This is a genomic window from Thermanaerothrix sp., from assembly GCF_056331585.1.
The window spans coordinates 1-13,400 of the sequence record NZ_JBWGPQ010000051.1; the positions used below are offsets into that span (position 1 = coordinate 1).

The following is a 13,400-nucleotide window of genomic DNA, read 5'->3' on the forward strand; positions in this document are numbered from 1 at the left end:
CCCGCGCTTCGCAAATCGTCTTTTGCTTAAAAACAGGGGGGATTTGCGAAAAAACACCCCTCATTCTCCCCCAGCACGATAAGCTATCCACCCAGCTCTGAACGGTGCGAGGGCGCTCTCCCTATCCAGGGCCCTGCGAACGAGAGCGCCCCGCGCAACCCGCCCACGTTAACGCGTCACCACCGGTATAAAAACACGGAAGTTATCCACCGTTGATTTCAGGTTGACCGTCCAGCAAGCGTTGGAATCATGGGTGGAGCAGATGGTGAGTTGATCGGTGTGAACCTGCCCTACGCTGACCCCGCTTAGCGGCACGCGCACCTGTACCTCCACCATGCGCTGACCCGACTCACCAGGCTGGACGTTGCTTAGCGTGGTCGGGAAGGCGGTGATCCAGGTGCCGTTACCATTATTGGGATCGTGTAACGTCAGATCCTCGGCCAGATCACCGGCATTCCTCACGTTGAACGTGTAGGTTATGGTGCTGCCCGGCACACCACTGGCGCTCAAATCGGTAACGTCGGTCAGCGGATGATAGTAAGCCGTGCGCGCCCGCACCCCAATGCGCACCCTGCGCGGGCTGTCGTTCTCCTGGCGTTTAACATCTAACCAGACCATCCCGGTGTATTCCTTATCCGGCGTACTTCCACCCATAAAGGTGACGCTAAAGGTGCAATACTCACCACGATTGTATTGACCTGATTGGCAAGTAGAGCTGAGGTCGAAAGTTCCATCCGGTGTCTCCGGAGAGGTGACCTCAAATCCAAGATTATCAATACGAAGGGGACCTAAAAAGCGCACGCTGAACGTCTTGGCCTCGCCAGGGGTGTTCAGATGCAGGGTACCCCAATCCCAATAGGTGGGCTGGACATTAGGATTGCCGGGCGGGTTACCCATATCGCGCAGGTAGATTTGCGAGACGTTTTGAGGAATGACTACGTCGGCATTGAGGTCTAAGTCAGAGTAGGACGCAAAGGCGGCGAACTGGCCGGTCGCCGAGAGTGCAGCATAGACCGCATCACGATCGCCCTGCTGGCCGAGCGAGGTCAGCGAAACGCGCCAGGTCTGTTGAGCATTCCAGTCATGTCCGAAGACGTCCGGGCACGAGGGCGCCGGCTGGCCCTCGATGCCTTGGGCGCCGGTATAGGGGCATTCGTTGGTATCCCCTTCCACCAGGTTGCTGGCATAGGAATGGAAACCAATCACCAGCCCATCGCGCGAGATAGAAGGCGCATAGGAAGCCTGATTGGCCAGCGCCGAGGGCCGAGTTGCCCCCAATGGCACCGAAGGCACCGAGACCAAGTAGCGCTTTACAACGTTCATATAGGTGGAGCTATTATTGGGGTCAAAATCGAAGCGGAAGAGGTAAACATCGCTGAAACCGTTATCGTCACTGGCCTTACCCTCGGGCAGGTTTTCGGGTGCCAAGTTGGTAGCGCGGGATTGAAAGGCCACCATCAGATAGGGATGGCCATTGTCTTCAACATAGGCAACGGCCGGGTACTCGGTTGTTCCATCTGCCGGACGGCCATACGGCGCCTGCGAAAGCAGGTAAATATGCACACCCCCACTCACATCAAACTCATCATAAGTACCGTTGCCGTCGTAATCGCGATCCAGCAGGAAGATATTGGCGCGCCGCTCCATCGGGCTGGCGTTTGGGTCGTCGCTCTGGTAGTCGTTATCGCTCAACCCACAGATTAGGTTGGTGGCACGCGAGACGAAAAGCAGGAAGCGCCCGTCCCGAGCTTTACCGGGTAAATCCACAAACACCGGGTGATACGAATCGCCGTTGGTAGGTTGATCGTATTGGGTGGGTTGGCCGCCTGAGCAGGTTGGCGCGCGAGTCAACAGACGTGAACCCTCACTACGCTCGTATTGGGGAGAATCCGTATAACCCTTATCCGAAGGCTGCCCCAGGAAAATATCCTTGACGTACCCGTTGCGGTCACTCTGATCGAGGTTGCTGGCGATGGACTCAAACGCCACAAAGACCTCGCTAAAAAGATCCACGCTCTGATCGTTGTTGAGATTCTGCCAATACACATCGGCCACCGGATGGGGGTAGTTCAGATTGGGCTTGGTCGTGCCATTGGTGTAAACCTCACAAACTGGGGGTTGATTAGGATCGGTAGGGCTGACATTGCAAGCCACATTGCCCGAATCGGCATTGGCTTCCTGACCGCCAAGGGCCGTGTTGAAGTTTGAGATGCGGTATGGGCCAGGCGGGGAGTTGGGGTTGGTCAAATCCATCAACCAGATATCGGTTTCCGGGGTTTCGTCTCCCCCTTCCACCTCGGTGTATTCGCTGGCCGATTGGAACACCAAGAAGCGCCCATCACGGGCGAGCGTGGGAAACAACGCATCACCCTTGGGGTATTGGGTGAAACCATCATCCAGCGTCAGTGCACGCACATAATCCTGTCCTTTGGAGCCAACGAAAATATCGGCACAATATATGGGGTTATTCTGAGCATCTGTGCCACACTGTTCCACATCCGGCGGCATCCCTTCCACCAGGTTAGTGGCGCGCGAGGCAAAGGCGATCAGCGGCGGCGCGTTGAGTACGTCGCTGTTGCAGTAAGCGTTATAGGGGGCATCGTTGGACTGGCTTGCGTCGCAGTCCTCGTTGAACCAGGTGATCGAGGCGTAGTTGGCAGCCTGATCGGCGCCCGAGAACACATCCCCAGTGCTCACCTTCGACACCAACACCGTTGTGCCGATGTAGGATTCAGCCGCCTGCACGGTAAAGACCCCGATGCCCGTTACCAGCAACAAGCCCAGCAGGGTGCTCCATTTCAGGCTGCGACCGGTTACCATCCACATACGCATGTTTCCCATTCCTCTGGCCCTCTCCAGTTAACAGGTACTCCGTCTTTCTGCGGGGTTCAAAAAAGGGGGCGCTGGTCGGCGCCCCCTGGTCTCTCTCAGGTGGTCAGTCCGGCCGCGCGACCGAACTGCCACTATCTGCGGGGTTACTTGCATTGTAACAAAAAAGAAGCCTGACCAACCTTACAATCCTGTCAGGTGCAGCCCAAACCGGCCTTACAAACCTGTAAGGTGCAGGCCGCGCTCGGGCGTCCACGCCAGGTGGGTCAGGCGCAGGGGTTGCGGCGGCCAATCTCCGTGCAGGCGTGCCCATTCCCCGAGTGCGGTAGGGCCCAGCGGCCAGGGCGCCCCATCCGGTGTCACCACCTGACCCCGGCTATTCAGGCCCACCGTCACTCCGGCCTCCGCCGCCGGCAAGGGCGTGATCACCAGTGCCCGCTCGGCCGTCACCATGGCGGTGAGCGCATCTCCAGTCGCGCTGCCGGCATCCAGCAGATCCTGAATCGCCGCGGCACAGGTACGCAGGCCATCCTGTGGCCAGGGTGGAACTGCCGCCAGGGCCGCACGCAGCTCGAGGCGACGCAGGAACTGCCCCGCCGCCCCGCTCAGCCAGGCCGTCAGGCGTTCGGCCGGACTGGCCGCAGCGCTGAGGTAGAACACGCTATCCCCCAGCCCGCCGGCACGCGCCACCCAGGCACTGCCGTTATACACCAGGCACTGTCCGCGGGGGTAGGGATTGGTGTCCTCCATACTAAAGCGGTAATAAGCCGTACTGGAAAACCCTCCGTTCCGCCCCAGGCGCAGCCAGTAGGTCACCCCGGGCTGGAGCAGGGGCGGCGTGGAAAACGCAAAGCGTAGCCAGGCCCGCCCGCTGTAAATCTGGTTGGCCGGCAAGGTGGCGCTTGCCAGCACCGCCCCGGGGATGCCACCGGCATCCTGGCACAGACTGAGAGTCAGGCCATCGGTGGGACTGCCGACCATCCCCCCGTGGAAAGCCGCGGTAGCCAGTTGTTGCGGGCCGTCTTCCAAGCGGAAGGACTGCGCCAGGTAGGTCTCGGTGGTGGAGCGCCCCAGGTTTTGCAGGGCTTCCGTGGGCACGGTAAAGCCCTCAAACGTCAGATCGCGTGGGACGTGTACCCAGGTGAGGGTCTCCCACCAGCCACGCCCCTCCAGCACGATCCGCGGTGAAGCCCGGGCCGTCAAGGTGACCGCTCCGCCCAGCGGGTCGGCAGAACGGCGCAACACGGTGGTGCAGATGGCCAGCGCTTGGGTGGGGGTGGATGCGCCCACCTCCAGCAAGCGCTCTTTGATTCCCCACAGCGCTTGACTGCGCCCGTCCTCCACCCAGGGCGTTTGTTGGGTCTCGCCTACCCAATCCTGGGGTGGGGTATACAGGCGGTAGATGGCAGCAATGCGGTTAGCCAGGTCGTCCAGACTGAGACGGTAGCCCACCTGCCCCTGCTCTACCTGCACGGCATGCACATACCCCCACCAACAGGGATCACCGGCCGCATTCAGCACGGTGAGCGGACAGCGCAGCAGGGTTTTGCCCCATTCGGCGGCCTGGCGAGGCAACCAGCCCGGTGGCAGGGGCGCCTGCAACCGCGCCCGCCTTGCCCCGCCCGGCAGTCCCCAGGTCAGGCGGGCTACCTGCATGGGCAGCCGCAGGGGTTGGGGCGCGCGCTCATCCCGCGCCCAAAGCATCACTCCCGGCGCGCTCATCCCACCCCCTCACTGCGGGGGCGCAGGAAAAGCCGCAGGGCGATCTGGGCGGCTGGGGCGGCGCCGTCTTGCGTCTCCCACAGCAGGTAGAGGCGATGCGCATGCGGGGGGCGCAGACGCGGCCACTCCCCACCCAGTACGTGGGTTAAAGCGCGGGCGCCCGTGGCTGGCTCCCGGCTGTACACCAACTCTTCCAGCCCATCCAACACCAGATCCCATCCGGTGGGCGTACCCCCGAGGGGATAGGCGTGCAGCCAGCCCTCCGCCGGCAGCAGGTGAACGACGTCCACGTCCAGGGTAAACGGTGCCGCCGGGGTGCTTTCAGCCCACAGTTCCAGATGCAGTGCGGGATAGGGCCCGCCGCCCAGCGCCAGCGGGGGCAGGTGGAGCGCGGCGCCAACCTGCAAGCCGTGCCCCACTTGGGCCGGGAAAGGCGCCGATTGTGCCAGAGGGGTCGCCCCCGGCGCTGCGGTCACTCGCCAGGCCAGGGTCAGGCCGGCCTGTGCTGGCGGGGTATTCAGACGGAGCACCGGGTGCACCCGCCGCCCGCGCAAGTAACCTAAATCCGTGGCAGGTACCGTCCAGGTGGCCAGGTGCGCCCAAACAGGGGGGCTCCAGGTCAGGCGGGCGAAGGCGCCGCCGCTGGCCGTGCCCGCCGTGATCACGTTCAGGGTGGCCTGCGGGCCGGGCTGGGCGTCTTCACCTTCCAGGGCGTGCCAGAGCGCGCCGTCGGCATCCTCCAGGTCACTGCCCAACCCGAGCAGAACGGTTTGCAGGCTCTCGCCTGCCCCGGTGGCGCGCAACACGACCTGAAACGGTGCTGGTAAACTGCCGGGCAGATCGGCGGCGGCCAGGCTGGCGTAGTTCACGTGCCCGACGTGGTTGTCCTGGTGGTTGGAAAGGATCAGCCCGGTGGTAAGGCGGCTGCCATTGGGGTTGCTCAGGGGCAGGGCCTGCAAACCGCCCTCCCACCACGGCGGGCGGCGCAGGGTCAGGCGCACCCCGCGGCTGGCGGCATCGCCCTCGAGCAGGGTCAGGTCGCCACCGCGTAGGGGACTGCGCCAGAACGGCGCGCCGGGTGCGGTTTGCAGGGTGAGGTAGCAGGGGGTAATGCCATCGCGCCCATCGGCCAGGCGCGCTTCAAGCGCCTCCAGCCAGGGGGTGATGCCGCTGCCTTCCAGCGCGATGGTGAGCGTCTCTTCCACCGTTTCGGCATCCAGGCGGCGCGGGGCTGCCCGCACCGCACCCACCAGCGGGGGTTGCGCGCCGCTCCCGTGCAACCACAAGGGCGCCAAGCCCTGGGCATTGCAGAGGTAGAGGCTTTCCATCATGAGGCATCCTCCGTTTCAGGGGCGGGGTCGGCTGGCCAGCCGCTGGTGGGATAAGGGGCTTGCGCTGCCTGCTGGAACTGGCGGGGATGGGCGGCGGCGAGGGCGGGCAGGGCCTGGGTAAAGGCGCGCAGGCAGGCCAGGGCCAGGTCTTGAAGCGCCTTGGGCAGGTCGGGGCGCAGGTTAAAAGGCTCCAGGCGAGCCGCGGCGCGCCCGAGGAGGGCATAGCCGAGCGCCCCACGCAACAACAGCGGCCAGAGGTCGCGCGGCAAGTTGCTGGGGGCGGTCTCCCCATCCAGCCCGTTGAGCACGTAGCGCTGCCCGCTGGCCTGCATCAGGTCGCTGAGGGCTTGGCGCAGGCCCTCGGTGAGCAAATCATCCGTCCAAACCCGCCCCTCGGCATCCAGTACCCAGGCGCGCAGGCGGGTGAGCAGGGTAGCGACATCGCTCATGCCGTCCCTCCCACCCGCTCCTGCGCCAGCCAAGCCTCGAACGCCGGCGGCGTCCCGTTGAAGAGGTTGAGGTCGAGCGGGGCGGGCACCCCCGGTAGGATAAAGCGCCCAGCGCTGAACTGCCACATCTGCCAGGTGGCGCAGCCCGGCGGCAGAACCGGGCGGGCAGCGGTGGGCAAAAAGTGCGTCCGCAGGGCCTCCCAGGTGCAGGTGATGCGCCCGCGCGGATAGGGGTACTGCGCCAGCCACAGCGGCCACGCGCCCAGCCAGGTTAACATGGGGCGGGCGAATTCGGCGATGAACGAGACGCGGGTGTAGATGAGCACGGGCAGGCCGGTGGCGGCACGCACGCGCTGGGCCACCGCCTGGGCGACGCGGCTGATGCGCTCGGGCGATACCAGGCGCACCACGTGGCGCTGTTCCCATTCCCGCCACGAGGCCCACTGCTGTTCCACATCAATCGCCAGGAAATCCAGCGATTGATCGTGGATGGTGCGCAGGAAGTGATCGGCCTGGGGGATGGCCGGGCGGATCGGGTCGCACCAGTGATAGGCGCCCACGCGCAGGCCGGCGGTGCGGGCACCTTCCAGGTGCGGGATGAAGCGGGCATCGCGCAAGGCCGTGCCCTGGGTGGCTTTGAGCACGGCAAAGGTCACCCCACCGGCGCGCAGAGTGGCCCAATCCACCTCGGGTTGCCAGTGGCTCACGTCCACGCCCAGTGCAGCATCTTCCCAGGTCATGATGTCACCTCCGGCTTGAGCACCAGTTTCATGCCGTTGGTCAGGCGCAGGACGATCTGCCCATCGGGGCGGCGCGCCCAGGCCTGCACCTCGGCGGGGGGGATGCCCAGGCGTGCCAGCGCTTCGCGCAGGGGCACGGGCGGGGTGCGGCGGCGGGGGTTAGGGCGTGGGGCGGTCATGAGGCGGCTCCGTCGGGCGAGCGCGTCCGGCATCTTCGATGGCCACACCGGTGGAATACACCGCCAGCGCAGCGATGGTGGCTTGCACGGCTTGCCAGATATCCAGTTGCCCACTGCTAAGGCCGGCAGCGATGGTCGCCAGCGAAGCCAGCAGCACCCAGAACTTGCGCGAACGCAGCAGATGTCCTAGTTGGGTTTTCCAATCCATGGTGAACCTCCGTGAAGGGTGGAACGGGGAGCGGCGCGGGGGCACCGCTCCCCGCGGTGGATCAGGCTGTGACGTTGCTCTTGTAGAGCGGGCGGTAATCGGCGACGAAGACCGAGCACCAGTGGCGCACCTTGAGGCGTACCTCATCGTGGGTGAAAAGGGCGCCGCTGTGCTGATCATCGGCGAGGATGATCTCGGGCAGCAGGCCGAAGCGTTCGGCAATGATGATGCCCGGCGCCAGGCGCGGGTCAGCGACCGCCGCCCAGTCGTTGGCATCCTCGAACTCGGGCACGGTGATGACATCGCCGTACTGGCCGCGCTGCAGGTTCTCAGAGAAGATGTTGACCTCGCGCTCAAAGGCAGGGTAGAGGATACGCATGGCGGTCAGGCGCAGGGCGCGCGGCACCAGGAGGTAGCGCGCATCCAGCGCCAGTTTCGGCCCGGCGCTCCCTTCCGGGCTGAGCAGGCGCTGTTCGTAGATCGCGGCGCTGGCGGCTTCCCAGGCGGCGGCTGAGAGCGCGGCACTGCCCAGGTTGGCGTGGTGCGGCGCTTCGAACACGGGGTAGCCATCAGCCATCTGCGGGCCGACGCCGTTCTGAGCCGTGAAGACCGCCGCTACCAGCCCCGACAGGCGGCGCAAGGCAGCGTTGGCCAGTTTGCGCGGCACCTGGCGTAGTTTGTGCGTCTCGTCGCGCTCGAACATCTCCAGCGTCAGCCCAATGTAGCCGCCGGCTTTGACCCAGTTGCCCACCTCGGTGGAATCGCGCAGGCTGAGCGCGGGGTAGGCTTCGCCCTCGGCTACCGTGGGCAAGGCGCTGACCTCGCCCACCAGCACCCCGCTGACCGGATGCAGGGTGGAAAAGTGCTCCACGCTGACGATGGGCTCCCACCAGCGGTAGCCGGAGCGCCCCAGTTCCTGCCATTCGGCCAGGATGAGTTTGTTGAGCGCGTTCTTCAGCACGCCGGGCAAATCGGCCGTGGTGGCAAACTGCGCCCGCTCGGCATCGTAGCCGCCGCGGAAGTCCTGATCGCCGGTCATGCGCAGATAGAGTTCGCGGATGCCGCTGAGGCGCGCCACGTGCAGGGGGCGCAGTTCGGGCGGGCGCTCCACGCCCAGCAGGTCAAACAGCGCCGCGGTGATCTGATCTTCGCTGCTGGCCATGCCTTCAACCCGCGGCGTGCCCTGCACCACCCCCGCCGGGTTGAGGCTGGCAACCAGGTGATGCGCCTCGGCCAGGGCGGTTTGCAGTTCGGCGGGGGCGAAGGTGCGCCCCTGAAAGCGCGCCCGCACCTGAGCGGTGAGCGCCGGGGGCAGGTGGGCAGCGGCGAGGGCGCTTTCCAGCAGGTGCTGGCAGAGCACCTCGGCGCTGGGGGCGGGAGTGGGTTGGGGTTGGGGCTGCGGTTGGGGGATTGGGGTGGTTGGATCGTCCATGGGATCTCCTTTTCGGGGGTCAGAGGTAGAAAGGGTTGCCACGGCCAGGCGGCGCACAAAGGTACCCCCGCGGGCCGGGTCGAGCACCAGGTCCACCGAGAGCACGCGCACAATGCGGGTTACCTGGCGGCCCTCGGCGGTGAAGATCAGGTCGGCGGAAAAGCCCAGCGCGGGGCGGGGAAGCGGGTCGGCCAGCACCTGCTCGCCCAGGCGTTCGAGGAGGTCGGCAGCCGGGCCGAGCGGGCGCAGGCGTAGCCGGATGCCCTGAGCCTGGGGGTCGTAGGTGGGGCTCTCGCCCACCCCGGCCAGGTCGCGCAAGGAGCGGGGGCCGGTGCGGTGATCCACAAAGCACTTCACGCCTTCCCACAGGGGCAGGGAAGCCTGGAGCACCTGCGGGCTGAAGCGCCAGCCGTTGCCCTCACCGGCGGTGATGGCCAGGATCTCAAAGCCGGTGCTGGGGGTGGCGCTAAGGTGCGCCTGCCAGGTTACGTGAGAATGGGTCGTTGGGGAAGTTTCGGGCATAGAGCGCTCCAAGAGGGGGTTATTTCGGGTCGCCGCTGAGCAAATCCACCTTACCGCTGGGGGTGGGCGGGCGGCGGAAAGGGGTGGCGGTCGGGCCGGCGGCGCGCCCGCGGGCCAGCAGGTCAGCGATGTCCACCGTTTCACCGCAGAAGCGATAAGCCAGGCGCAGTACCTCGGCATCGTCAATCAGGGCACGGTCGCGCAGTTCGCCCAGCACGGCCAGGATGTGGTTGGCGGCTAAGGCCAGGGCGACGTTATCACGCGCCGAGAGGTCGGCCCCGTGCAGGGTGATCTCGGCCTCAGGGTCCACGCGTTGGCGTGGCGGCAGGGCGCGGTCAACCAGGGCGCGGCGGCGCACCACCGCGCGCAATACGTCGCCCAAGAGCCAGAGGAAGAAGCGCTGGCGCTGCTCAAAGCGGCGGTAGGTCGGCCCGCCGGCGGCTTCGGCGGTGGTGCGGGTAGCCGATTCTGGCTCAGCCAGAAAGTGCAGGGGCAGGCCGGCACCGGCAGCGATCATCTTTTTGAGGGCCAGGCCGTCTTGCCCAGCGTCATCGGCCTCTAACTTGGGCGCCAGCACCTCCCAGGTCTCGCTTTCATCCGTCACCAAAATCGAGCCGGGCGGGGGTGGGGTGGCGTTGAGGCGCTGCTGACGGGCAAGACGTTCCCCCTCACTGCCGAAGCGGGCGCGCACCACGTAAAGGAAGGCGGTGCGGTAGCGGTTGAGGCGGGCGCGATCTTCCAGCCAGTTGCTGTAGCGGCTGAGCCAGCGCAAGAGTGGCGCCAGGTCGGATTCACCCCACTGCGAGCCAACCGGACGGTTGATGGCGTAGTGGAGCATGGCCGGGGCAAAGCCACCGCCGCGGTGCGGGGCATCGCTGGTGGCGTCGTAGGCCGGCCAGGGGGTGAGCGGCGGTGCACCCTCGGCGCCACTGCGCGGCCAGAACGCCAGCGGCTGATCGAGGTCGTTGGGGCGGGCGCGAATCTCGGCGATCTCACTGGCAGGGACGGCGCGGACGTAACTCATCCCGGCGGCATCGGTGGAAAGCAGGATGAAGAGGTTGCCACTGCGGGTCAGTTCATCGCACCATTCCATCACCCGCACGGCCATGCGGTTGAGCGGGTGCTCCCAAAAGGCGCGCAAGAAGCGGGCGGTAGGGGCATGGGGGCAACTCACCGCTATCCCCCCGCCGACCACGTACTGGGTGGTCAGTTCGACAATGCGGCGCGCCAGCGGGTTGACCCGCCAGGCTTCCAGCGCCTGCTCCAGGCTGGTGCAGCGGTCGGGCAAGCCACGGTCGCGGGTGGTGAGCAGGGGCCCTTCCCAGGGATCGCGCCATTCGGCCGGGGTGGTCAGCGCCTGGCGCTGGGCGGGGGTGGGGCGGCGGCGCAGGCGCTCCCACCAGGTGGAACGAGGGACAGAGGATGAAGGGGGCATGGTCCGAGTTCCTTTCAAAAACCGAGATCCAGGTCAGCCAGAGGGTCGCGGGCGGGCACGATCAGGGCCTCGCCACCCGCGCCCCAGGGCTGGGCATCCAGCAGGGCCGCCAGGGCGGCGGAGATCAGCCAGTCATCGTGCAGGGACTCGCGTTCGCCCGGCAGGCGGTAGCCCTCGGGCACCCCCCAGCGCAGGTGTTTCTGCGGGCCGGGTTGGAGGGTGTAGCGGCAGTGCGCCACCTGCTGCCAGAAGCGGCGGCAGTGGCCCACGGCGGTGTTGAGCGCCTCGGCCTCGGCGCCGGCAAAGAGCGGCAGGACCGGCTCGGCGGGCAGTTGCGGTTCCTGCCAGCGTCCGCCATCCACCAGGCTGAGGAAAGCCCAGCCCAGGCGGCTCTTGCTGGCAGCGTTGAATTGGAAGGGGATGACCCGCCGGGGCAGGGCGCGTTCCAGAAAAGCCGCCAGCCCGGCACCGACCCCGGTGGCATCCACCACAAGGTAGCGCGCGGCCCAGCGCCGCGCCAGCTCGGCCACCTGGTCGTAGATCACCGGATGTTTGACCCCCACCCAGGCCTGGCGGAAGACACAGCGGTAGGTGGGGGCGCGGCGGGCGGGATCGTCCAGCGTGCTGCGGTCTACTTCCACCACGGTGAGCGCGGTGTGGTCGCGCCGGGGATAGTGCAGGCTCTCGCCTTCGGCCAGCCCCTCATCGGCACCGGCCACATCGAGCAGGAAGGCGTAGATCTGCCCCGGCTGGGGGGTGAGGCTGAGGGCATGCGTCCCCTGCATGTGGGTGCGGCGTTCGGGTGGGAACAGCCCGCCTTCGGTCTCGATTTCTTCGCTGTAAAACTGGGTGCGGATGAGGGGGTGCTGGCGCCCTAAGCGCGCGACCTGTTCAGCCACAAAGCGCCCGTAGGCCGGCACCTCGGCGGCGACCTCCTCGGCGCTGAGGTGGAAGACGCGGCGGCGGCCATCGGCGGCTTGGGCGGCGGCAGCAGCGCGCAGTTCCCGTGCCAGCAGGGTCTCGTGGCTCCAGGCGGTGCCCCAAAAGACGCGCGTGGCGTTGGTCGAAGCGGCCATGGGAGCGATGTCCTTATCGTATTTGGCCGGGCTCACATCTTGGGCCTCATCTACCTCAAGCAGGGTGTTGGCGGTTGCCCCGACGATGTTGGCTTCGGGCGCACCGGAGAGGAAGAGGATGCGCGCCCGCCCGACGCGGTAGATGTAGCCAGATTCGCGCTGCCACAACGTGGCGGTGAGGCGGTTGTGTTGAAGCACGCGCTCCAGGCGGCGCATGGCGTTCTGCGCCTGGGGCTTCCACGTTGGGCTGATCTTGACGATCTCGGCGTCGGTCTGCATCAGCAGGGTCAGCAGGTAGGCTTCGATCTGCGCCTGACACTCGTTCTTGCCCGCCTGGCGCGGGAACATCACCACCAGGCTGAGCCCGCGTCCGTGCAGAACAGAATCCACCACCGCGCGCACGACCGCTTCCTGGTAGCGGCGCAGGCGCAAGCCCGAGGCATAGCGGATGAACAGCACCGGATCAAGCAGAAGTTTCTTCAGGGTGAGGGCGCGCGCGTCATCCATGCTGCACCTCAGGGCGCCGGCTGGCCGTTGGCTTGCATCTCGGCAATGACCTCGTCCAGCATCTGGTTGAGCAGGTCGGCCATGGTCTGACCGCTTTCGAGTTGGCGCTCGGCTTTGAGCAAGGCGGCAAGATGGGCGCTGGCGCGGGCAAGCGTTTCGACAATGGAGAGCATCTCGCCCAGGGTGCGGCCCTCATCGGCCAGGGCCTCCACCCGGCGCACCAGCGTGCGCAAGAGGCGGATTTCGTCGCTGAGGGCACCGCTGCGGCGGCGTTTGGGGGGAGTGGGGGAAAGGGGTTGCTCCATAGGCCTCCTGGGGATAGAAATTATGTTCTATCTTGCGTCCCAAGGATGCCACAAACATGCGGCGCTTACAACCTGCATCTTTAACGAGGGAAAAGCCGGATGAATGAGCCCAACCCTCGTTAAAGTGAGGAGTTGACAAGAAAGAGAGTTTCAGCCCGGGACGAACCGCGGCGTGCCCGGCGCGCGGGGCCAACCCCCGCCTCACCCCACCCGGCGGCAGAAAACCAGGCGATTTTTCCAAAATTCCCCCACTCGGCGCTTGATTTAATGCGGGAAAATCCCTATAATAAAAACAACCTGCGCTGCACCTTAACATGTGCATAGGTCGAGAGGAGCACCGGAGCATTCGGGGACACCCTGTAACATATGCATTGAATGCCCGTCAGGGTTGTGATTGTGAAATAGATCACTTTTGCGTACCCCCCCTCAAAAATGAGTCCAAAATGGGGCAAAACGGGAGGGGGGTACGCAAAATTCAAGGGTTGAACATAAATCTCCCACTTGAGGGTGAAAAGCAGCCCTTAGCACGGGCGATTTCTCCCACATTAGCCCGTGAATCGGGCCAGGAGAAGCGAGATTTCTCCCACTTTCAGTTGTCTAGATGTCTGCGGTCAGAATCATCGAATGCCCGCCAGGGCATTAAGACGTATCATCGCGCGGGGCTT

Annotated in this window: 11 protein-coding genes; all 11 read right to left on the reverse strand. The window is 65.6% G+C overall.

Translation table 11 applies throughout. The features are described 5' to 3' along the window. Nucleotides 1-168 precede the first annotated feature (168 nt). The 11 genes from AC01YT_RS12735 to AC01YT_RS12785 all read right to left on the reverse strand — a co-directional run bounded on the left by AC01YT_RS12735 (nucleotide 169) and on the right by AC01YT_RS12785 (nucleotide 12,735). Nucleotides 169-2,832, reverse strand: coding sequence for a COG1361 family protein (locus tag AC01YT_RS12735; RefSeq protein WP_476675987.1), 2,664 nt, complete (start codon nucleotides 2,830-2,832; stop codon nucleotides 169-171). 213 nt (nucleotides 2,833-3,045) lie between these two features. Beyond that, complete coding sequence (locus AC01YT_RS12740; protein ID WP_476675989.1) at nucleotides 3,046-4,551, reverse strand: choice-of-anchor R domain-containing protein; 1,506 nt, start codon at nucleotides 4,549-4,551, stop codon at nucleotides 3,046-3,048. Beyond that, nucleotides 4,548-5,882, reverse strand: a complete 1,335-nt coding sequence (locus AC01YT_RS12745; RefSeq protein ID WP_476675991.1) for a hypothetical protein — start codon at nucleotides 5,880-5,882, stop codon at nucleotides 4,548-4,550. The genes AC01YT_RS12740 and AC01YT_RS12745 overlap by 4 nt, the downstream gene beginning before the upstream one ends. Beyond that, entirely contained in the window at nucleotides 5,879-6,331 is a 453-nt protein-coding gene (locus AC01YT_RS12750; RefSeq protein ID WP_476675993.1) for a hypothetical protein, read from the reverse strand. Before AC01YT_RS12750 ends, AC01YT_RS12745 begins: the two co-directional genes overlap by 4 nt. Further along, nucleotides 6,328-7,071, reverse strand: coding sequence for a glycoside hydrolase family 25 protein (locus AC01YT_RS12755; protein WP_476675995.1), 744 nt, complete (start codon nucleotides 7,069-7,071; stop codon nucleotides 6,328-6,330). Before AC01YT_RS12755 ends, AC01YT_RS12750 begins: the two co-directional genes overlap by 4 nt. After that, nucleotides 7,068-7,250, reverse strand: a complete 183-nt coding sequence (locus tag AC01YT_RS12760) for a hypothetical protein (RefSeq protein WP_476675997.1) — start codon at nucleotides 7,248-7,250, stop codon at nucleotides 7,068-7,070. Before AC01YT_RS12760 ends, AC01YT_RS12755 begins: the two co-directional genes overlap by 4 nt. Further along, entirely contained in the window at nucleotides 7,231-7,458 is a 228-nt protein-coding gene (locus AC01YT_RS12765; RefSeq protein ID WP_315625024.1) for a hypothetical protein, read from the reverse strand. The genes AC01YT_RS12760 and AC01YT_RS12765 overlap by 20 nt, the downstream gene beginning before the upstream one ends. A 61-nt stretch (nucleotides 7,459-7,519) precedes the next feature. Continuing rightward, nucleotides 7,520-9,412, reverse strand: a complete 1,893-nt coding sequence (locus AC01YT_RS12770) for a phage major capsid protein (RefSeq protein WP_476676000.1) — start codon at nucleotides 9,410-9,412, stop codon at nucleotides 7,520-7,522. Between the two features lie 19 nt (nucleotides 9,413-9,431). Continuing rightward, complete coding sequence (locus AC01YT_RS12775) at nucleotides 9,432-10,847, reverse strand: hypothetical protein (RefSeq protein ID WP_476676002.1); 1,416 nt, start codon at nucleotides 10,845-10,847, stop codon at nucleotides 9,432-9,434. 14 nt (nucleotides 10,848-10,861) lie between these two features. Continuing rightward, complete coding sequence (locus AC01YT_RS12780; protein ID WP_476676004.1) at nucleotides 10,862-12,430, reverse strand: phage terminase large subunit family protein; 1,569 nt, start codon at nucleotides 12,428-12,430, stop codon at nucleotides 10,862-10,864. A gap of 8 nt (nucleotides 12,431-12,438) precedes the next feature. Continuing rightward, complete coding sequence (locus AC01YT_RS12785; protein WP_476676006.1) at nucleotides 12,439-12,735, reverse strand: hypothetical protein; 297 nt, start codon at nucleotides 12,733-12,735, stop codon at nucleotides 12,439-12,441. Nucleotides 12,736-13,400 lie beyond the last annotated feature (665 nt).